Here is a 21,253-nt window from a genome sequence, read left to right as displayed (position 1 = left end):
GAATCAAAATTTCAGCCGACCAACGGGAGGCCCTATGCATCTAACTCCACCCAGACCGGTAGACAAGTCACGAAGTGACCGCCCCGCGCGTAGCGGGCCCGTCCGGCAGGACATCCATCTTCTATCTGAGATAACATCAGGCAACCCGAGGCCGAAGCATGCTCTATCTCGAGCACAACCCTCATCCCGCCCTCTCCCCCTTCATCAAATCCCTCTGGTACGCCCGCGACCCTCACGCCGCCCACCGCCACGAGCGCGTTCTTCCCACCGGCAGAGCCCAAATCGTCCTCTCGCTCGCCCGCGACTACCTCACCGACGCCAACAATCCAGTCAGCCCTCTCGACCACTCCCCGCCGGCATCTTCCTCGGCATTTACTCCCACTACCAGCAGATCGACGCCATCGACTTCACCGAGCTCATCGGCGTTGTCTTCCACCCCGGCGGCACCCCCGCCTTCTTCCCCGAAGACGCCTGCGTCTTCACCAACTGCGAGACCTCCCTCGACGACCTCTGGGGACGCGCCTCCCTCAACCTCCGCAACGACCTCCGCGAAGCCCCCACTCCCGAACAAAAGTTCGCTCTCCTCGAATTCGCCCTCCTCACCCGCCTCTCCCTCAGCAAACATCAGCGCCGCGACCCCATCCTCGACTACGCCCTAACCCACCTCCACACCTCACCCGGCACCACGACGATCGCGGAGCTCACCCGCACCACCGGCCTCAGCCCCCGCCGTCTCTCCGAGCGCTTCAACCAACAGGTCGGCATCTCCCCCAAACTCTACTGCCGCATCCAACGTTTCCAGCAAGCCGTCCAACAGATGCATCGCGGCACCGACGTCCGCTGGGCCGAACTGGCCCTCACCTGCGGCTACTACGACCAGTCCCACTTCGCCAACGACTTCCGCGCCTTCTCCGGTCTCAGCGCCTCCGACTACTCCACCACCAACCGCATCTGGGCCAATCACATCCCCCTCGATTAGCGCAGTTCATCTTTAGTCCGTGTAAGAGGAAGTTTTTAAGAGGAAGTTCTAAAAGGAAAGCTTTTCAAAAAGCGAGTTTAGAAAGATCGCCAGCCCGTGCAATGACTCGCATCTCGACCGAAGCAACGAACAGTTTTATCGTTCCTTGCGCAGTGGAGAGATCCCTGTATTTCGTCTCTGCTCCCCACCATCCAACGTGAAAACAGCTTTAGCACCACTCTTCAACCCGCGCCAAGCTGCCTCCCCTCCAAACCACGTCGAAAGAACACCACATCCGCAATCGGATTCTCGTTATACCGCTCGACCCGCACAAATCCCATGGCCTCATACAGCCGGTTCGCCTCCGGCATCGCCGCTGGCACCGTATCCAGATACATCGCCTCAAACCCCGCTCCCTCAGCCCACTCAATCGCCTCCTTCACCAGCCGCCGCCCCAACCCGTATCCGCGAAACGCGCCATCCACCCAAAGGCGCTTCATCTCACATCCTCTCTGCTCGCCTCGCACACGACGCAGAGCCACACACCCTGCCGCCGTCCCATCAACCACCGCCAGCAACAGAACCACGTAAGCTCCCGGCAGTCCCTCCAACTCCTGCCCATACCCCTCAAGGCAGATATTCGCCGCACCCGCAGGATTCGTCGCCAGATACTCTCCATACGCCTGCATCAGCCGTCGCACCGCGGCAATATCTTCTACCCCAACCGCCTCTCGCACCACAATCTCGGCCATAACTCCAGTAGCCTACCACCCATCAGATCGTTCTCCCGCTTCACCGGAAACACGAAATCAAACCCCAAATAAATCTCTTGCACCGCCGAATTTTCCAAGACCACCCCGCCGCTCTCATGGCATCCTTCCAACCATGAACACCCCAGTCAACACCACCCGATCCTCCATCATCCCCAGCCTCCGCTACCGCGACGCGCTCGCCGCCATCGACTGGCTCGTCGCTGCCTTCGGCTTCACAAAACAAGCCGTCTTCGTAGCCAACGACAACAAGACCGTCCAGCACGCTCAGCTCACCTACGGCAACGGCATGATCATGCTCGGCTCCGTTGACAACGGTGGCGAAGCCGGCAGGTTCATGGTCCAACCCGACGAGATCGGCCTACGCGAAACCCAGGGCGCCTACCTCGTAGTCTCTGACGCCGACGCCGTCTACGCCACCGCGAAATCCGTAGGCGCCGAGATGGTTCTCGACATTCGCGACATGGACTACGGTGGCCGCGCCTTTACCTGCCGCGACCTCGAAGGCCACCTCTGGAGCATCGGCACCTACGACCCCTGGCAACCCGAATCATCGCAGCCCAAGCCCGACTCCGCTATCGAGCACGCTCAAGAAAGCGCAGGTCGATGACCGAAACATAGCCGTCGATCCGCAAACGCATCGTTGGCGCAACCGTCGACCTGCAGAGTCCTTTTCCGACCAACGGGAGGCCCCGCACTTCATCGTGCCAAGACCGGTAAACACGTCACGAAGTGACCGCCTCCCGCGCAGGGAGCCCGTCCGGCAGGACTAATTCCCATTCGAATTAACCCAGCGGCCGAAACCAAACTCTAGCCTGCACCCCCACCCCCGTGATACCGTCTCCAGATGGAATTAAACCCCTACGCAAAGTACCTCGACGGCCGCGACCCCATCCCCGTCCTCACCAGCACCGCCGAGCGCCTCCACACCCTCACCGCCAACCTCACCGGCGCGCAGATCAACACCCCGCCCGCCCCCGGCAAGTGGAGCATCTGCAACATCATCACCCACCTCGCCGACACGGAGATGGTCTTCGCCTTCCGCCTCCGCCAGACCGTCGCCCCCGCACCCGACCAGCCCCACCACATCATCCAGCCCTTCGATCAGGAAGCCTGGGCCCAACGCTACGCCGTCTACCACATCGAACCCGCACTCGCCCTCTTCCAGGCCACGCGCAACTGGAACCTCCTCTTCCTCGCCACCGTCTCCGAAGACGACCGCCACCGCACCGCCACCCACCCCGAGCGCGGCACCATGACCCTCTGGACCATCGTCGAGACCATGGCCGGCCACGACATCAACCACATCCAGCATCTGGAACGCCTCACCGCACGCGGTAACTAAACCCCGTTTCCTGGGAACTTCGACGTCAAGTTTTGGATCGTCGTTCGATGAGCGACTTGCCCGGCTGGCGATAGTAAGGCGTAAGATTCTGGTTGCACCTTGAGGTGCCTGCGGGTTCTACCAACGACAGCGATGGGAAGGAGATTATCCGTGATAAGGAAGAGTCTTCTATCGTTCAGCATTGCAGCAATGGTGATTTTGACTGGAATCTGTTGGAGTCAAAGTTCGGCGCAAACCCCGTCTGACAACTCTGCCCAGACCGCCACGGATCAGGATATCGATTTGTTACGGAAGGATGTTCGGTCACAGAAGAGGCGGATCATCGCTTCGAATCTTCAGCTGACTGATCAGGAGGCGTTGAAATTCTGGCCGCTGTATGACCAGTACACCGCCGATCTGGTCAAGATCAACGATGCGAAGTATGCGGCGCTCAAAGAGTTCGCGTCCAGCTACTCCACCTTGACCGACGATCAGGCAATGGGACTGGTACGCAAGATGCTTGGCGTCGATCAATCGGTTGCGGAGTTACGGCTGAGATACACTGCGCTCTTCAACAACGTGATACCAGGAAGGAAAACCGCGGTGTTTTTCCAGTTGGATCGGCGACTGGTGATGTTGATTGACCTGCAGCTGGCTTCGCAGATTCCGATGATCCTGCTCTCTGGCGGAAATCCCAGACAATAGTGCAGAGGCCTTTAGTTTCCGAGCTGCCACTTCTCAGACCCCGGCACCGCGGAAAGCCTGTTCCGTTTTCCTTGTGCCATAAACACCACCTTTAGAAAAATGATTCATATCAGATGGTGTTGCATCGACCGGTTGAGACCGCCGGACTAATCGCCGATTAGTCGACGCACCAACTGCCGGAGAGCTACAGACCCAGAGCCTCATTGACATCCCGCACCAGGTTCCGCAAGTAGCTCCGCTTGTTGAGCAGCACCACCATCGCATCCTTGGCCCGAGTCTTCGCCGCCTCATCCCCGGCGTCCACCCCGAAGTCCCAGACCGACCACAGCTCCTCCAACTCCGCCTGCGTCTCCACCATCTTTGCGTCGAAGGTGTCTTTCGCCGTCATTAGATCGCGCCGCAACTCCGGCTCATCCTCGCCCATCTGATTAGCCGCGCGCATCTCCTGGAGCTGCATATTCAGCTCGAAGACCTCCTCCAGCAACTCAGGAGGAACAATCTGTTTCTTCTGCTCGCCCGACACCCGCGCCGCATCGGTGGCCGCCTTCGACTGCTCTTCCAACTCGACACCCTCGAGCGTCAGCAGATACTGCGTCCGCAAAATCGGATCTTTGAGAGTTCGATACGCATCATTGAGCAGCGAACTCTGCGCCAGCGCTGCCTCCTGCTCCGCCACCGGCTTCGAAGCGAACCGATCGGGGTGCAGCTTGCGGCTGAGCACATAGAACTGCTTCTCCAACGCCACAACATCCAGCGTCAGCTTCCGCGGAAGATCGAAGAAGGAAAAATAATCCATCTACGCCGTAAAGCTCGACCCGCACCCACAGCTCTTGGTCGAATTCGGATTGATGAAGTTGAACCCCTGACGCATCAGTGTCTCTTCAAAGTCCAGCACCATGCCGTGCAGGTAGATAAAGCTCTTCGGATCGACAAAGATCCGTATCGCCGCACCATTCGTAGGATCGCCGGCGGTCGCCAGCCCCTCACCAAACGCATAAACGCGATCCCGTTCCCGAGGCTGCGTATCGAAGCGAATGTTATAGCTCAGCCCCGAGCAGCCGCCGCCCTGAATGCCCACCCGCAGGCCACCCTGCTCCGGCGAAACACCTTCCTTGGCCATCGCAACACGAATCCGCTTCAGCGCCTTCTCCGTAATTTGGATGCCCTTCTGACCCGGCTCCTGCCCCTGCGCAGTCAGCACATTCATCCCGGCCAGCGGATTCTTCGCCTGGCCGGATGTAGCGGCCTGTTGCGCCGTCTCCATCTCCGCCGCGGTTTGTAGTGTCACCATTGCCATATCGCCGTCCCTGCCGCTGCCACTCACTACCAACAGAACACGGTAGCAACGCGACTGAAAAATGCGCCGCTACCGTCGTCTCAACCCTGCACCGCCGCTCAAAATTTAGTGAGCGACAGCAACCGCTGCCGTCTCGGCAACGTTGTTCTTCTTCTTCCAGTCGCCGATCGCCGCGCGGATCGCGTCTTCCGCGAGCACCGAGCAGTGAATCTTCACCGGAGGAAGCGCAAGCTCCTTCACAATGTCCGTGTTCGAGATCGCCATCGCCTCGTCGATCGTCTTGCCCTTCACCCACTCTGTTGCGAGAGAGGAAGAAGCAATCGCCGAACCGCAGCCGAAGGTTTTGAACTTGGCATCTTCGATCACGTTCGTCTCCGGATTCACGCGAATCTGCAGACGCATCACGTCGCCGCACTCTGGCGCGCCTACAAGCCCAGTGCCAACCTCGGCAGCGCTCTTATCCAATGTGCCAACATTTCGTGGATGATTGTAGTGGTCCACTACTTTATCGCTATATGCCATCTTGTTTCTCCTGTCTCTAACTTATTCCAAATTTCCAAACTGCCAATGCCGCCGGATTAGTGCGCGGCCCATTCAATCTTCGTGAGGTCGATACCTTCCTTCACCATCTCATACAGCGGGGAAAGTTCCCGCAGCTTCGAAACCACACCGATCACCTTGTCCGAAACGTAGTCGACTTCAGCCTTCGTATTGAAGCGGCCAAAACCGAACCTGATCGAACTGTGCGCCACATCGTCGCCCAAACCCAAAGCCTTCAATACATAAGATGGCTCAAGCGTCGCTGAGGTGCAAGCAGAACCCGAAGAAACCGCAATATCGTTAATTCCCATCAAAAGGCTCTCGCCCTCGACATACACAAAGCTCATATTCAGGTTGCCCGGCAGATGATGGTCCATGTTGCCGTTCACGTGAACATAGTCCAGCGCCTTCTCGAACTTGGCCTTCATGTAGTCCCGCAGCTCCTGCTCGCGCTTCGCCTCGGCCTCCATCTCCTGGCCCGCAATCTCACAAGCAGCGCCCAGCCCAACGATGCCTGGAACATTTAGCGTACCGGACCGCATGCCGCGTTCATGACCACCACCATTGATCTGTTCCGAGATCTGCACCCTCGGATTGCGACGACGAACGTACAGCGCGCCCACACCTTTCGGCCCATAGATCTTATGTCCCGAGAGCGAGAGCACATCGATATTGTCCTTCTGCACATCAACCGGAATCTTGCCCACAGCCTGGACCGCGTCGGTGTGAAAGATCACGCCTTTCTCGTGGCACAGCTTGCCGATCTCGGCGATGGGCTGAATCACTCCAATCTCGTTGTTCGCATACATGATCGAAACCAGGATCGTCTTGTCGTCGATCGCACGCTTCAGGTCCTCAAGATCGATCAGACCATCCGCCTGCACCGGCAGGTAGGTCACGCGATAACCCTGCTTCTCGAGCTTCTTGCACGTATCCAGAACAGCCTTATGCTCGGTCACCTGCGTGATGATGTGGTTGCCGCGCTCACGATACATCTCCGCGATTCCCTTGAGTGCAAGATTATTCGACTCAGTCGCACCACTGGTGAAGATAATCTCCTTCGCCGTCGCGCCAATTAACCTGGCGATCTGCTCACGAGCCTTCTCAACCGCCTTCTCCGCCTCCCAGCCAAACACGTGGTTGCGGCTCGCCGCATTGCCAAACACCTTGCCAAAGTAAGGCAGCATAGCATCCAGAACCCGCGGATCCATCGGTGTCGTCGCGTGGTTGTCCATGTAGATCGGCAGCGTAACGCCGGCCGGCAATGGTGCTGAGGACTCGCTGATCACTACGCCGTTATTGCTCATCTCGTTGCTCATCGTATCTCCCAAACTGGTGCTTCTAACTCTTCACTAACTCAAACTCTGTCCATCGTCAGTCAGCGCGTGACTAAACCGCGATGCTTACCAGACCGCCGCCCACCGGGGCGCCCGATCCAACCTGTTCCGCATCCCCGGTTTCGATCAGGTCGGAGATACGGAGTCCATTCAGCAGATCCTTGATGCTGTCGTTCACTTTGCGCAATGGTTCTTTGATGGTGCAATGCCCTGCCAGGTCGCAGGTTCCGTGAATCGTAATGCAACTTGTAATGAAAAGCGGCCCGTCAATCGCCCGGATGACCTCAAACGCCGTCATCTCTGTCGCACTTCGCGACAGAGCATAGCCACCATTGGTCCCGGCATGCGAAACAAGCAGTCCAGCCTTCGCTAAAGTCTGTAGAATCTTAGCTAACAGCTGCGGCGGGATGTGATAGGCCTCTGCGATATCCTTTGCGCTGTGCGCGCTGCCGTCCGTCTGCTCCGCCAGATACTTCAGAGCCATCAGACCATAATCGGCTTTTTTGGTCAGACGCAGCATGTCGGCTTTGAGCTCCCGCTCCCTGAAAATTGAGGGTAAATCAGACAATTCCAGTCCTAGATAGTGTACGTCCAAAATTCGGTGCGTGCAACAGGGGTGAGGAGCCCTTGATTTCAGAGTCCCTCCAGAATTTCTCACCAGACAAAAGTCCAGAATCCAGGTTGACAAGGGGTCCGCGGACGCGCAAAATCCATACCATTCACATTTTTCTCCCCCAATGACTGCCATCTGCAAACATCCCATTGTCAAAATCGTCGCCCGCGAGGAAGACGCCGAATTCGTTGAGTGTCAGAAGTGCGGAGAAGTTTTCGATTCGGCTGAATACAGCGACATCGCCATCGAAGAAAAAACCGCCCTCGCCGAGATTCCCTCCGACGACTAAACGGTCTGCTCCGGCGGAGAACTCATCCTGCGCAGCACAATCCATGCATACTGCGCTGCAGAGAGTGGTGCCAGGACCGCGATCGCGCGCACCAGAATATCCCGCAGCGTCGCAAGTTGTTGCGACACAAACAGCTTCTGACAAATCACCGCAATCAGAGCGACGATCTGCACAAACGTGTTCAGCTTTCCAAACACGCTGGGCCTGAAGTCCCGCAGCGTTCCCGTCACAAACAGAAGCGTTGCTATCAACAGAATCCCCACATCGCGGCTGAAGACCAGCACCGTTACGTACAACGGAATCAGCCCAACATGCGTCAGCACCACAAACAACGAACTCAACAGCAACTTGTCCGCAATTGGATCCAGATACTGCCCCAGCGTAGTCTTCTGACTCAGCCACCGAGCCAGTAAACCATCCAGCGCGTCGCTGATCCCCGCAAGCATGAACAACCCAAACGCGACGCCATAGTGCCCATCGAGAATCTCAATCAAAAGGAAGGGGATAATAAAGAGCCGCATCAGCGTAAGCAGGTTCGGTGCGGCGCGAAATTGGCTCAGGAAGGGCACGTTGCGGGGTCAATCCATCCTATCCCAACCCCGTGAAGGTTGCCCCAACACAGATCTCCGTTTAGACTGAAAAGACGCACAGGCGCGTAGCTCAGTTGGTTAGAGCGCTACCTTGACACGGTAGAGGTCAGGAGTTCGAGTCTCCTCGTGCCTACCATCCCTTCAAAATCCATCCCTCGCACCTGGTCATGGTGCTGCCGAGATCATCGGCAGTCCGGTCACGGGCCAATGCTCCACAAGAGCTTCGCCGTTGGTCTCGATCCCCACTCCCGCCGCAGTCCCGGCAACGACCTTGGCATTCCATCCATCCACAACAACCAGCGCGTCCTCGCTCTTCAGGTCCGGCGTCGCCGCCTCAATCGTGATCGTCTTGCTCTCATTCGGCAGCAGAGACACATAGTTATCGCTGTAGTACACCGGCAGCACTCGCTCCCCCGAGCGCTTCCTCCGCAACTGAAGATGTGTCATCAACGCAATCTCTTTGTCGGGATTATGCAGCGTCACCGTGATCAAACTCTTTCCGTCAGCATCGCTACGGCCGACCTTCGCATCCAGCGCGATCGTCGGTAGACGATCAAGCGCCTTCAGATCGTCCTGATGTTCCGGCAGCGCACGCCAATAAAAGTTATCCGAAACCAGCTTGCCCGCGGCATCACGCAGCTCAAGCTTCACAAAGTGAACCACCGAAAGATCCGCGGGCCACGCCACGGATCCAAGCGTAGTCGCCAGGCTCGGGGCAGCAGTCACATCGAAATCGTGCTCATACTTCATTGCCCCATCCATGTTGTAGATCGCCAGATGAGCACGCGCATTTTCAAGTGGACTATCCGCGTTATTGATTACCTGGACCTCGCCGTTCGATTCATTCAGCTGAATATGAACCAGCTCGGCTGCCTTCTTCACCGCGAACAAAGCCGAATTCGGTTCGAGATCGTGGTGATAGATCTGCCACACAAAACTTGGCTGCGCAGGATTACTCATCCACGTGATCACGCCGGTCGTCGGATGAAACAACTTCGCATTGCGTCCCTCATACATCGCGCGGAACGCCTCGTAGTTCGCCAGCTGCGACTTCCGCACAAAGTCCGCAAGGTTCGCCACCTTGCCATACCGATCAGCGATCATCGCCGGATACGTGTCGCCATCCGCCGCGCCCTTGGCAAAGTCATGCTCCGCCCAGTCGTCATTGATCGTCTCCCAATCCTTCTCGGGCATCATGCCGTGAATCGACTCCAGCGTCGGAACCGACACACTTCCGATCTCCGTCTTGTACGCCTCGTCATAGACGTAGAACTCACGTGGCGTCCTCCAGTGATACGGCCCATGCGAATTCACCCCGCGCCCGTCTGCAGAGTTCGCCTGATACAACCTCGTCGGCTCCAGCTCAGTCATCAAAACGCGCAGCGCATCGTCGATCTTCTTCGGCGGATACCCTTCATTCCGAGCACACCACACAACAATCGCAGCATGATTCCGAAACCGCAGAATCTTATCGCGCACATTCGCCATGTACGTATCAAAGTCATCTGGATCTGGCCCGTCAGAAGGATTCGGCTGGAAAAACTCATCCCACACCAGGATCCCGTACTTGTCGCATAGCTCATAAAAGTCTTCGCTCGTACTCTGTCCCACCCAGTTGCGAATCATGTTCATATTCGCGATCTGATGCATCCGAATCTGCGCCTCCAGCCGCTCCCGCGGATTGCGCTTCATCGCTTCATCCAATCCCCAGTTCCCTCCGCGAATAAACACGCGAACACCATTCACCGAGATCGTCAGGTTCTCCGAATCCGGCACGGCATAGGTAAACTTGCGAACACCGAAGCTCACATCTTTGCTGTCCGACGCGTTACCATCCACCTCAAAACTCAAATGCAGCTTATATAGATTCTGCGGACCATAGCCATTCGGCCACCACAGCTTCGGATGCGCCACATGCATCGCCGGCGTACTCTTCGGATCGACCGTAACCGTCTGCGAACTATGCGCCGCCACCTCGACGCTCTGTTCGAACGTCACGTCTCCAAAACTCCCCTTCAACACACCCTTCTGCGGCGTGTCGGTCACGTTTTCAACCCGCGCCTGCACCGCCACATCAGCCGAATCCGTCTTGGGCAACGGAAGATCTGTCGTCACCAGTGGATCTTTGATCACCACCGGCCCACTCGCCGAGAGAAAAACCTTCTGCCAGATCCCCGTGTTCCGATCGCGAATCGCAGGAATCCAGTCCCAGCCAATTGTCGAAAGAAATGTCGGCCCATCAATCGCGGTGATGCCGCCGTTCCTGCCTACGCCATCCCGAATCGTATGTTCATGTGGGTCTCCGGGGTGAGGCTGCGGCGACACCAGCACGGCCAGAACCGCCTTCTTCCCCGGCTTCGTCTGCGCAGAGATGTCAAAGATCCCCCGCTTGAACGCGCCCTTCATCGTGCCCACCTGCGTCCCATTCACCCACACCTGGGCGGAGAAATTAATCCCTTCCAGGTTCAACCACACGTGCTTCCCGGCGTACGTCTTCGGCACCTCAAAGACCGTTCGATACCAGTACGGCGTGCGCGCCAGGCTATCGGGAATCTTGTCGGGCCGATTATTCTCCCCATACAGAGGCTCTGGGTAGACACCTGCATTCACCAGGCTCGTCAACACCGTGCCCGGCACCGTCGCGGAGTACCAACCTTGCGATTTGAAGTTTTTCGAAGCGATCGCATCACCGGATTGAGTCACCTTCGCTGCATCCTGCAACTGCCAGCCAGTTGAGAGCGTTACAGGTTGAGGAAGAGACGAACTAGCTGCCAAAGCCATCGAACCCAATCCCATGGAACCCACAGCAGCCAATGCCAATCCCCAAGCTTTCATTCGCATTCAACCGCACCTTTAATCGTTAGATCACAGAGATTTGCAGCGCGAAAATCACTCCGCGCCAGACATAGAAACCCTACACGATCCTCACGCAAAGGTCACACCTCAGCTTCACCGTTGAATCGTCGTCTCCGCCTTGGTCAGCTTCTCGGAGACCTGTGCCGGCGTAGGCAATTGCGACCGGTCCCATCCTCCGCCCAACGCCTCGATCAACTGCACCGAAGCGGTCATCTCCTGCACTCGCAGATTCGCTACAGACTGCCTATCCGTCAGCAACGTCGTCTGTGCCGTCACCACATTTACATACGGATCGATCCCAGTCTGATACCGCGCAGTCTCCAGCGTCAGAAACTCCTCAGCCGACTTCACTGCCTCTTGCTGCTGTATCTGCTGCTGCGAAAGAATACGCACCGAAGCAAGGGCGTCCTCCACCTGTTGGAATCCCGTAAGAACGGTCTGCCGATAGCTGGCGACATCGGCGTTATAGACCTCTCTAAACTGATTCACCGTTGCCCGCCGCAACCCAGCGTCGAAGACCGTCTCACTCACTGTCGGCCCAATCGACCAGACCCGGCTCGGCCAGTCAAACAGATGTTTGAAGGTAGAGCTCTCGAATCCGCCAGACGCGCTCAACGTCAGATTCGGATAGTACGCCGCAGTCGCAATACCAATCTGCGCATTCGCCGCCGCCATGTTTCGCTCCGATGCAGCGATGTCAGGCCGCCTCTCCAGTAGCGCCGACGGCAACCCAATCGGTATCGGTGGAGGAGTCACACTAGCAGCCCTCACCGGAATAGAAAACGTCGAAGCATTGGCCCCCACCAACAGGGCAATGGCATGCTCAAACTGCGCGCGCGCCACGCCAAGATTGATCGCCTGCGATTGCACATTCTGTAGCGTATTCTGCGCCTCCACCACCGAAATCCGGTCGCCGATCCCAGTCTCATACTGAGCCTGCGTGAACTCAAGCGCCTTCTTGTCCGCCTCCACCGTGTCGTTCAGAATAGCCTGCAAAGCATCCTGACCCCGTATCTCAAAGAAGAAAGTAGCAAGGCTCGCTTGTTCGGTCAGCTTCTCATTCTCAAGATCGGCGGCGCTCAACTGTGCGTTGTACTGCTGTTCGTGAATCGTGCTGCGGACTCTGCCCCAAAGGTCGGGCTCCCACGAAACGGATAGCGGCAAAGATCCGACGGAGCTCGTTGAACCCGTGTTGGCTTGCGACGAACGCCCCAGATTCGCTGAAGATTTGGAACGGCTATACGAAGGTCCCACAGAAGCCGTCGGATAAAGCTGTGCATGCGCCTCCGCAACCAGGGCCCGCGCCTCCATGAAGTTCGCGAAGAACTGCTTGATGTTCTGGTTGTCGATGTTCAATCGCTCTTCCAGCGCATTCAACTCGGAATCGTTGTAGATCTCCCACCACTTCCCGTGCAGCATCGCATCCTGAGGCTGTGCCACCTTCCAGCCATCGGTATCCGGAAACTGCGTGGGCGACTCCTTGTAAGTCACCGGTGGTGCCTGCGCAACGGCCGGCGGCGTGTGATACTTAGGCCCCACCATGCATCCAGTCAAGAGAAGCGCCGCGAGTGCCGGGCAAATCACCAGGGTGAATCGAAGGTTAGTCATAGGTTTAGACATCCAAATCTACTCCGCAGCAACGGCAGCCGAGCCGTCCTCGGGGTTGAAAGTATCGTGCTTACGACCCAACGCGCGCAGGCGCAGGCGATCCAGCGTGAGATAGACAACAGGGGTGGTGTAGAGCGTAAGCATCTGGCTCACGATCAAGCCACCCACAATCGTGATACCCAGCGGCCGGCGCAGCTCAGACCCAGTGCCCGTACCAAACGCCAGCGGCAGCGCACCAAACAGCGCAGCCATTGTCGTCATCAGAATCGGCCGAAAACGCAGCATGCACGCCTCAAAGATCGCATCTTCTGTATTCATGCCGCCCTCGCGCTCTGCCTGTAAAGCAAAATCGATCATCATAATCGCGTTCTTCTTCACGATGCCGATCAACAGTACGATTCCAATAATCGAGATGACATTCAAATCTACTTTGAAGAGCATAAGCGCAAGCATCGCGCCAACACTCGCCGAGGGCAGCGTCGAAAGAATAGTCAACGGATGCACCAGACTCTCGTACAAAACTCCGAGCACAATATAAACCGCAAGCAGCGCCGTAAGAATAAGGAGTGGCTCGGTCCCCAGTGACTGCTGATACGCCAGCAGTGTCCCCGCGAAAAAGCCGTGTACGGAAGTCGGCGTCCCCAGCCGCTGTTGCATCTCCGCAATCTCAAGCGTCGCATCGCTCAAAGACATCCCGGGAGCCAGATTGAACGACACCGTCACCGAAGGAAACAGCCCGGTGTGATTCAGCGACAGCGGAGTCGTATTGGTTGCAGCTGTCGCCATCGTAAACAAGGGGACATTGCCGCTGGCCGTCGTACTGCTGGTGCCCGCAGGATGAAAATAAATATTCTTCAGTCCCTCCGGCGTCTGCCAGTACTCTGGAGCGACCTCAAGCACTACGTAATACTGATTCAACTGCGTATAAATAATCGAAACTTCCGATTGCCCAAACGCGCTGTACAACCCCTGATCCAGCGACTGCGCCGTCTGGCCCAACTTTGCCGCGGTCACTCGGTCGTAGGTCAGCAGCTGATCCAAGCCGCCATTTTGTTGATCCGAGCTCACATCCTGAAAACCAGGGAGGCGCATCATCGCCGTCAGCAGCTTGGGACCCCACAGCGAAAGATCCGTAACGTTATCGGCCTGAATCGTGTATTGATACAGCGCGTTGCTTGAACGTCCGCCGATACGAAGATCCTGTGACGCCTGCAGAAACGATGAGGCCCCCGTCACGCGATTCAACTTCGGACGCAGCCGGTTGATAATCTCCGGCGCTCCGATCTTGCGAACGTTCAGTGGCTTCAACGTCACAAACATATTCCCTGTATTCGTGGCCCCGCCTCCACCAGTAAAGCCGATCACATTCTGGACCGCCGGGTCATTCTTCACGATATTCGCAACTTCCTGAAGTGCCGTATTCATCGAAGCGAACGAAGCATCCTGCGGCCCCCGAACCGCCCCTGCCAGCGACCCCGTATCCTGTTGCGGAAAAAACCCCTTTGGGATCTTGATGACCAGCACGACATTCAAAGCGATCGTCAGGAGCAGAACAGTCAACGTCAGCACCGGATTTTCCAGAACCCAATGTAGGCTTCGTCGATAGATCGAAAGTACCCAGTCGAAAAACCTCTCCGACGCCATATACACCCGGCCGTGCTTCTTCCCATGCTCGTCCCGAAGCAGATAAGCGCACATCATCGGCGTCGTCGTCAGTGAGATCAGCATCGACACAAAGATCGCAGTCGATAGTGTCACTGCAAACTCACGAAACAGTCTTCCCACAATCCCGCCCATCAACAGCAGCGGAATAAAAACCGCAACTAGCGATATGCTGATCGACACAACCGTAAAACCAATCTCCTGCGCTCCCTTTAGTGCTGCGGCAAACGGAGCCATTCCATTCTCGAGATGCCGCGTGATGTTCTCCATCACGACGATCGCGTCGTCCACCACAAACCCGGTCGAGATCGTCAGCGCCATCAGAGAAAGGTTATCGATGCTGTAGCCAAACATGTACATCACGGCAAAGGTCCCGATCAACGAAACCGGAACCGCCACCGCGGGTATCAACGTCGCTCTTCCGTTACGCAGGAAGAGGAACACCACCACGATCACCAGCGCGATAGAGAGCAACAGTGTTCGCTCAACATCACTCACCGACGCACGAATCGTCGTCGTGCGATCCAGCACAATCGTCGTGTCGATCCCCTTCGGAATCGACGCCTCCACCGATGGCAGCTCAGCCCGAATACGATCCACCGTATCAATAATGTTGGCCCCAGGCTGCCGGAAGATGATCAGCATTACAGCCCGTTTGCCGTTCAGGTATCCTGCCGCACGCAGGTTCTGCGTCGAATCGACCACATCCGCCACATCCGACAACCGCACCGCCGACCCATTATTGTAACCAATGATGATCGGCTTATAGTCCTCCGCGTGTGAGATCTGATCGTTTGCGACAATGTCCGCCGAGACATCCCCATTCGTGATCTGACCCTTCGCCAAATTTGAATTCTGCAGACTTACCACTGACTGCACATTCGCCATCGTCATCCCAAAGCTCGCAAGCTTCGTCGGATTCACCTCGACGCGGACCGAAGGCAGCGCACCCCCACCCGGATTGACCTGCCCGACCCCCTCAATCTGCGAAAGCTTTTGCTGCACCACCGTCGAAGCTTCGTCATACAGCTTGTCCGGTCCATATTTATCCGACGTCAAGCCAAGAATCATAATCGGCGCATCGGCCGGATTCACCTTCCGGTACGTCGGATTCGCCGGAAGATTCGCCGGAAGATAAGTCCTCGCCGCGTTGATAGCCGCCTCGACATCGCGCGCAGCGCCATCGATATTCCGGCTCAGGTCAAACTGAATCGTCACCGACGTCGATCCCAGGCTGCTCGAAGACGTCATCTCCGTAACACCTGCTATGTGACCAAACTGCCGCTCCAGCGGGGTCGCCACCGACGATGCCATAATCTCCGCACTACCACCCGGCAAACTCGCGCTCACTGAGATCGTTGGAAAATCCACCTGCGGCAACGGAGAGACTGGAAGCACATTGAACGCAATGGCCCCGGCAATTGCGATCGCAATCGTAAGCAGCGTCGTCGCCACAGGCCGATGAATAAAAGGTGCAGAGATGTTCATGGCTGCTCCGCCGTCTCTAACTCGCCTCCACTTCGCTCCGCCTTCTTCGACTTTCTCGAAAACCGATGTGAAAGATTGTCAAAGAAAATGTAGATAACAGGCGTCGTATAAAGTGTCAGCACCTGGCTGACGAGCAAACCTCCGACCATTGCGATCCCAAGCGGTCTGCGCAACTCCGAGCCGATACCCTGACCAAACGCGAGTGGCAGCCCCCCAGCAGCGCCGCCATCGTCGTCATCATAATCGGACGGAAGCGCAGCAGGCACGCCTCGTAGATCGCATCCGTGGAGCTAAGCCCTCGATTGCGCTCTGAATCGAGCGCAAAATCGACCATCATAATTCCGTTTTTCTTAACGATGCCGATCAGCAAAACCAGACCGATGATCGCCACCACACTTAGATCCTGATGAAAAAGAATCAGAGAAAGAAACGCGCCCACACCCGCCGAAGGCAGCGTCGAGAGAATCGTAACCGGATGAATGAAACTCTCGTAGAGAACTCCGAGAACGATGTACACCGTTACCAGCGCAGCCAGAATCAGAAGTGGCATACCCGAGAGCGAGTTCCGAAATGATGCCGCAGTCCCTTGAAAATCCGCCTGCAGGCTCGCCGGCATGTGCATATCCTTCTGCACCTTCGTAATCTCGGAGATCGCGCCTCCCAGCGCAGCATTGGGCGCAAGATTGAAAGAGACCGTAATCGCCGGGAACTGGCCTTGGTGAGTAATCGAGAGCGCCTCAGTCGTCGTCTCGAAGTGCGAGAACGCGCTGAACGGCACTGCATTATTGAACGCGGAACTCGTCGTTCCCGCCGAAGTCGCGCCCTTGCTTGAGGTTGAAGTCACAGTACTCGAGGTCAGCGCATTGACCGGGGAGTCAGCGTGTTCGCTGAAGCAGTAAACAACACCGAGCTAGTCAGCGCATTGGATCCCGCCGACGTAGAGCCATTGCCCGAGGAGGAAGTTGCCGCTGCGCCGGTAGTCCCCGACGCCGACCCAGACCGAAGGTAGAGATGATTTAACTTGTTCGGATCGACCTGAAACTGTGGCTCTGCCTCGAGAATCACGTGGTACTGATTCAACTGCGTGTACATCGTATTGATCTGCCGCTGGCCGAAGGCGTCATAGAGCGTATTGTCGATCGTCGTCGGCGCCACTCCCAGCCGCGAGGCGGTCGCCCGATCGATCACCAACGAGACCGCCAGCCCGCCCAACTGTTGGTCCGTGGCAACATCTTCCAACTCCGGCAGCTGCTTCAAGCGAGTCACAAATCGGGCTGTCCAATCGTTCAGCTCGTTCTGATCCGGATCCTCCAGAGTGTACTGGTACTGCGTGCGGCTCACCCGATCATCCACCGTAATGTTCTGCACCGGCTGCATGTAGATCTGAATATCCTGCACATCTTGCAGCTTCGACTGAAGCCTCCGAATTACATCGGAGGCGTTCAGATCACGTTCTTCAAGCGGCTTCAAATTGATCGACATTCTTCCGCTGTTCGTAGTGATATTCGTGCCATCCGCACCAATAAAGGAGGACAAGCTCTCGACCGCAGGATCCGCCAGAATTACCTTCGCTACCTCCTGCTGCTTCGCTGCCATTGCCTTCGACCCAATTGTCTGGGGAGCCTGCGTGATTCCCTGAATAACGCCCGTATCCTGCACGGGAAAAATCCCTTGGGGATGATGATGTACAGAAAAATCGTCAACATCAGTGTCGCAAGAGCTACCAGCAACGTAATCGTCTGGTAGCGAAGCACAACCTTCAAAGTCCGTCCGTAGAACGCAATCATCCGTTCGAAGGCGTGCTCCGATGCTCGATAAAAACGTCCCTGCTGCGCTTCAGGATTATGTTTCAAAATGCGCGAAGCCATCATCGGCGTCAGCGTCAGCGAAACCACCGCAGACACTACGATCGTCACCGCCAGCGTCACCGCGAACTCACGGAACAGACGGCCGACAACATCTCCCATGAACAAAAGTGGAATCAACACCGCGATCAGAGAGACCGTCAGAGAAAGAATCGTAAAGCCAATCTGCTCTGCGCCCTTCAACGCCGCCTGCATCGGCGTATCGCCCTCTTCCAGATAGCGCGAGATGTTCTCCACCATCACGATCGCGTCATCGACGACAAATCCAGTCGAGATCGTCAACGCCATCAGCGACAGGTTATCCAGGCTGTAGCCAAGCGCGTACATCGCCGCAAAGGTTCCGATCAGCGACAACGGCACCGCCACACTCGGAATAATCGTTGCGTACAGATTTCGCAGGAACAGGAAGATGACCATCACAACCAACCCGATGGTCAGCATCAGTTCGAACTCAACGTCGCTAACCGAAGCCTGAATCGGCGTCGTAAGGTCGGTGAGCGTCGTGACCTCGATGCCCTTCGGCAGATTGGCCTCGAGCTGCGGCAGCAACTTCTTGATGCTCTTGACCACGCTGATCGTATTTCCACCCGGTTGCCGCTGCACATTCAGAATCACAGCGGGTGTCTGGTTCATCCACGCAGCCTGCGTCGTGTTCTCTACGCCGTCAAGGATGTGCGCAACGTCAGTCAACATCACCGGTGCGCCGTTGCGATACGCGACAACGACGCTTCTGTAATCCTTACTCGTCACAAGCTGATCGTTTGCATCGATCTGGTAGTCCTGCCGCGGCCCGTCGAAGTTTCCCTTCGCGGCATTCACGCTGCTCTGGCTGACAGCCGTACGCAGATCTTCGAGATTGATGCCATACGACGAAAGCGCCGTCGGATTCGCCTGAATCCGCACCGCGGGCTTCTGTCCGCCACTGATGCTCACCAACCCAACGCCGCTCAACTGCGAAATCTTCGGCGCCAACCGCGTGTCGACCAGGTCCTCCACCTGAGACAGCGGCACCGTCTTCGAAGTGATAGCGAGCGTCAGCACCGGCGCATCTGCAGGATTCGTCTTGCTGTAGATCGGCGGCGCGGGCAGATTGGCCGGCAAAAACTCTGCGCTGCATTGATCGCCGACTGCACCTCTTCTTCAGCGATATCGATGTTCAGGCTGAGATTGAACTGCAGCACCACAACCGAAGTCCCGCCCGAGCTGCTCGAGGTCATCTGGCTCAACCCCTGCAACTGGCCAAACTGGCGCTCGAGCGGCGCAGTCACCGTCGTCGCCATCACCTGCGGACTAGCGCCCGGATAAAACGTCAGCACCTGAATCGTCGGATAGTCGACCTCAGGCAACGCCGACACCGGCAGCTGCGTATAACTCACAATGCCGACTAGCAAAATCGCAGCCATCAACAACGAGGTCGCGACCGGTCGCAGAATAAACGGACGAGATGGACTCAAGGAGCGCTACTCCCGGCCGTTGCTGCGGCAGGAATCGGCTTATTCGACACACTGACCTTCGCATTGTCCTGCAACTTGTCGAAGCTGCTATTCGCGACCACATCCCCAGGATTGACCCCGGTCACCTGTGTGGTATTTCCTTCGATCACCCCGGCTTTACCGGGCGCATGTGCGCCGTATCGTTCTGCAGAACATAAACAAACGACGCCGTCCCGTTATGCTGAATCGCAGATGACGGAATCAGCGTCGCTCCCTGCAGCGTATTCACCAGCAGCCGCGCATTCACAAACTCATTCGGAAACAGCGACGAATCCTTATTCTCAAACGACGCCCTCGCCTTGACCGTCCCTGTCGTCGTATCGATCTGGTTATCCAGCGTCAATAACATCCCCGTCGCAATCTGCTTCAACGCCGCCCGGTCATATGCATCGACAGGCAGCTTTGCCTGCTGACGAAGCCTCGGCTGAATCTGCCCCAGGTTATCCTCCGGCACCGTAAAGATCACCGTGATCGGCTGTATCTGCGTAATCACCGCCAGCGTCGTCGTCCCCGAAGCCTGCACCACGTTCCCCGGATCGACCAGACGCAACCCAACCCTTCCCGAGATCGGCGCTCGGATATGACAGTACCCGACCTGTATCTGGTCAAATTGCACCGTCCCTTGGTCATTCTTCACCGTGCCCGCGTCCTGCAGCACAATCTTTTCCTGATCATCCAGCGTCTGCTTCGGAATCGCATTCCTCGACCACGCGTCGCGATAGCGGTTGAGATCCATGGTCGCCTGCGCCAGGAGCGCTTGATCGCGTTCCAGCACACCTTGAGCCTGCAGCAGCGTAGCCTCAAACGGTCGCGGATCGATCTCGATCAGCGGATCGCCCTTCCGCACAACCTGACCCTCCTTGAAGCGCACCGCCACCACCGGCCCAGTCACTTGGCTCGTAATCGAAGCCGTATAAACCGGTGTCACCGTCCCGATCGCATCCAGGTAGACGCCAATATTGCCCCTCTGCGCAGTAGCGGTCGTCAGCGCCACCGCACCACCACCGGCGCCCCGCCGTGGAGCAGCTGCGCTCGTGCTCGCATCTTCGTGATGGCGTAATACGAGAAAGAAACCAACCGCAAATATCAGCAGTAAAACAACCCACACAACAACTCGAACGAGCTTACTTCGAGACGATGGCAGAGGTGGGGCCGGAAGTTGATGGTCAGGCCCGACGACGGGGTGTTGTTCCTTTGATTCAGCTGGCAATACGTCTCCCTTGCCACATCAGAGATTTGTGGACACAAATTTGCACCAGGTCCATAACCCTATCGACGCATGAGCCCGTGCATAAAGACTCAGCTCAGTCCTCGCAACCGTCAAACTTTTATGTTGTCTGGGCCCAATAAGCAGTGACTCCTCAATAAGATGTCTGCGGAAGTCCGCACGATGCCCTCCTCCGGCTCGCCCCATCACCTTACGATTGAGCCCACCGCCCCCTGCATGGTATGATTACGAATCGGCAGACTACCCTTCACCCGGTAGCGGTCAGGAGCTTCCACGCTCCCAGTACCACCCTTCCCCGGCACCGTTTTGAGGCTTCTTTCACTCAGACGCACGTCCCCGGGAACCTTCTGCGACTCAGGATTGGAGCACTTCGTCATGGCACAAAAATGTGATCTTTGCGGCAAAGGCCCGCAGTTCGGCAACAACATCTCTCACGCCCACAACACCACACGTCGTCGTTGGAACGTGAACCTACAGCCCGTCAAGGCTCAGGTCAACGGAGCCAGCAAGCGCATGCGCGTCTGCACCAGCTGCATCAAGACCGGCAAAGTCGTCAAAGGCTAACCGCCTCAAAACCTCCAGAAACACAACGCCCCAGCCGCGTATCAGCCGGCTGGGGCTTTTCCTGTT

Annotated in this window: 19 protein-coding genes, 1 tRNA gene and 2 pseudogenes; 7 read left to right on the top strand and 15 right to left on the bottom strand. The window is 57.0% G+C overall.

The features are described from left to right. The first annotated feature begins 158 nt into the window (after positions 1–158). The gene (locus RBB80_RS07500) at positions 159–659 is read left to right on the top strand and encodes a DUF6597 domain-containing transcriptional factor (RefSeq protein ID WP_433969560.1); all 501 of its coding nucleotides are present in this window, start codon (positions 159–161) and stop codon (positions 657–659) included. Continuing rightward, positions 641–979: a helix-turn-helix domain-containing protein gene (locus RBB80_RS07495; RefSeq protein ID WP_433969558.1), complete on the top strand. Its 339-nt coding sequence runs from the start codon at positions 641–643 to the stop codon at positions 977–979. Before RBB80_RS07500 ends, RBB80_RS07495 begins: the two co-directional genes overlap by 19 nt. Before the next feature lie 221 nt (positions 980–1,200). Here the strand turns inward: RBB80_RS07495 and RBB80_RS07490 are convergent, their stop codons facing one another. After that, positions 1,201–1,710, bottom strand: coding sequence for a GNAT family N-acetyltransferase (locus RBB80_RS07490; RefSeq protein WP_433967580.1), 510 nt, complete (start codon positions 1,708–1,710; stop codon positions 1,201–1,203). A gap of 133 nt (positions 1,711–1,843) precedes the next feature. On the opposite strand from RBB80_RS07490, the gene RBB80_RS07485 reads away from it, so the two are divergent. The 3 genes from RBB80_RS07485 to RBB80_RS07475 all read left to right on the top strand — a co-directional run bounded on the left by RBB80_RS07485 (position 1,844) and on the right by RBB80_RS07475 (position 3,757). Continuing rightward, positions 1,844–2,338 (top strand): VOC family protein, encoded by a 495-nt coding sequence (locus RBB80_RS07485; protein ID WP_433967579.1) that lies wholly within the window; start codon positions 1,844–1,846, stop codon positions 2,336–2,338. Positions 2,339–2,575: 237 nt separating this feature from the next. Then, positions 2,576–3,073, top strand: a complete 498-nt coding sequence (locus RBB80_RS07480; protein ID WP_433967578.1) for a DinB family protein — start codon at positions 2,576–2,578, stop codon at positions 3,071–3,073. A gap of 150 nt (positions 3,074–3,223) precedes the next feature. Next, complete coding sequence (locus RBB80_RS07475; RefSeq protein ID WP_433967577.1) at positions 3,224–3,757, top strand: hypothetical protein; 534 nt, start codon at positions 3,224–3,226, stop codon at positions 3,755–3,757. Positions 3,758–3,941: 184 nt separating this feature from the next. Here the strand turns inward: RBB80_RS07475 and hscB are convergent, their stop codons facing one another. From hscB to RBB80_RS07445, 6 genes are all read right to left on the bottom strand, one after another. Next, complete coding sequence (gene hscB / locus RBB80_RS07470) at positions 3,942–4,553, bottom strand: Fe-S protein assembly co-chaperone HscB (protein WP_433967576.1); 612 nt, start codon at positions 4,551–4,553, stop codon at positions 3,942–3,944. After that, positions 4,554–5,054 carry a HesB/IscA family protein gene (locus RBB80_RS07465; protein ID WP_433967575.1) on the bottom strand — a complete coding sequence of 167 codons (501 nt, stop codon included), beginning with the start codon at positions 5,052–5,054 and terminating at the stop codon, positions 4,554–4,556. 105 nt (positions 5,055–5,159) lie between these two features. Continuing rightward, positions 5,160–5,576, bottom strand: a complete 417-nt coding sequence (gene iscU, locus RBB80_RS07460) for a Fe-S cluster assembly scaffold IscU (RefSeq protein WP_433967574.1) — start codon at positions 5,574–5,576, stop codon at positions 5,160–5,162. A 56-nt stretch (positions 5,577–5,632) separates the two neighbouring features. Next, positions 5,633–6,913 (bottom strand): IscS subfamily cysteine desulfurase, encoded by a 1,281-nt coding sequence (locus RBB80_RS07455; protein WP_433967573.1) that lies wholly within the window; start codon positions 6,911–6,913, stop codon positions 5,633–5,635. A 70-nt stretch (positions 6,914–6,983) separates the two neighbouring features. Then, positions 6,984–7,451 (bottom strand): RrF2 family transcriptional regulator, encoded by a 468-nt coding sequence (locus RBB80_RS07450; protein ID WP_433967572.1) that lies wholly within the window; start codon positions 7,449–7,451, stop codon positions 6,984–6,986. A 378-nt stretch (positions 7,452–7,829) separates the two neighbouring features. Further along, on the bottom strand, positions 7,830–8,402 hold the full coding sequence (locus RBB80_RS07445; RefSeq protein WP_433967571.1) for a CDP-alcohol phosphatidyltransferase family protein: 573 nt from the start codon (positions 8,400–8,402) through the stop codon (positions 7,830–7,832). An 80-nt stretch (positions 8,403–8,482) separates the two neighbouring features. Here RBB80_RS07445 and RBB80_RS07440 point away from each other — a divergent pair. Beyond that, positions 8,483–8,559, top strand: a tRNA-Val gene (locus RBB80_RS07440). 29 nt (positions 8,560–8,588) lie between these two features. On the opposite strand, the gene RBB80_RS07435 is transcribed toward RBB80_RS07440, so the two are convergent. The 8 genes and pseudogenes from RBB80_RS07435 to RBB80_RS07400 form a co-directional block, all read right to left on the bottom strand. Continuing rightward, the gene (locus RBB80_RS07435; RefSeq protein WP_433967570.1) at positions 8,589–11,264 is read right to left on the bottom strand and encodes a glycosyl hydrolase 2 galactose-binding domain-containing protein; all 2,676 of its coding nucleotides are present in this window, start codon (positions 11,262–11,264) and stop codon (positions 8,589–8,591) included. Positions 11,265–11,372: 108 nt separating this feature from the next. Then, positions 11,373–12,899, bottom strand: a complete 1,527-nt coding sequence (locus RBB80_RS07430) for an efflux transporter outer membrane subunit (RefSeq protein ID WP_433967569.1) — start codon at positions 12,897–12,899, stop codon at positions 11,373–11,375. Between the two features lie 6 nt (positions 12,900–12,905). Beyond that, positions 12,906–16,037, bottom strand: a complete 3,132-nt coding sequence (locus RBB80_RS07425; protein WP_433967568.1) for an efflux RND transporter permease subunit — start codon at positions 16,035–16,037, stop codon at positions 12,906–12,908. Continuing rightward, positions 16,034–16,833: pseudogene (locus RBB80_RS07420) on the bottom strand (efflux RND transporter permease subunit); the annotation flags it as partial. The pseudogene RBB80_RS07420 and the gene RBB80_RS07425, both read right to left, overlap by 4 nt. A gap of 59 nt (positions 16,834–16,892) precedes the next feature. Then, positions 16,893–19,003: pseudogene (locus tag RBB80_RS07415) on the bottom strand (efflux RND transporter permease subunit). Further along, positions 18,937–19,356 (bottom strand): efflux RND transporter permease subunit, encoded by a 420-nt coding sequence (locus RBB80_RS07410; RefSeq protein WP_433967567.1) that lies wholly within the window; start codon positions 19,354–19,356, stop codon positions 18,937–18,939. Before RBB80_RS07410 ends, RBB80_RS07415 begins: the two are co-directional and overlap by 67 nt. Beyond that, positions 19,353–19,505, bottom strand: coding sequence for a hypothetical protein (locus RBB80_RS07405; protein ID WP_433967566.1), 153 nt, complete (start codon positions 19,503–19,505; stop codon positions 19,353–19,355). The genes RBB80_RS07410 and RBB80_RS07405 overlap by 4 nt, the downstream gene beginning before the upstream one ends. Continuing rightward, complete coding sequence (locus RBB80_RS07400; RefSeq protein WP_433967565.1) at positions 19,502–20,605, bottom strand: efflux RND transporter periplasmic adaptor subunit; 1,104 nt, start codon at positions 20,603–20,605, stop codon at positions 19,502–19,504. Before RBB80_RS07400 ends, RBB80_RS07405 begins: the two co-directional genes overlap by 4 nt. Positions 20,606–20,998: 393 nt before the next feature. Between RBB80_RS07400 and rpmB the strand changes: the two genes are divergently transcribed. Beyond that, on the top strand, positions 20,999–21,187 hold the full coding sequence (rpmB, locus tag RBB80_RS07395) for a 50S ribosomal protein L28 (protein WP_179640086.1): 189 nt from the start codon (positions 20,999–21,001) through the stop codon (positions 21,185–21,187). Positions 21,188–21,253: the final 66 nt, after the last annotated feature.

It is taken from the genome of Tunturiibacter gelidiferens, assembly GCF_051013345.1.
Lineage (GTDB): Bacteria > Acidobacteriota > Terriglobia > Terriglobales > Acidobacteriaceae > Edaphobacter > Edaphobacter gelidiferens_A.
The sequence above is the reverse complement of the archived record's forward strand: the minus strand, read 5'-3'. Positions and strand labels throughout refer to the sequence as shown.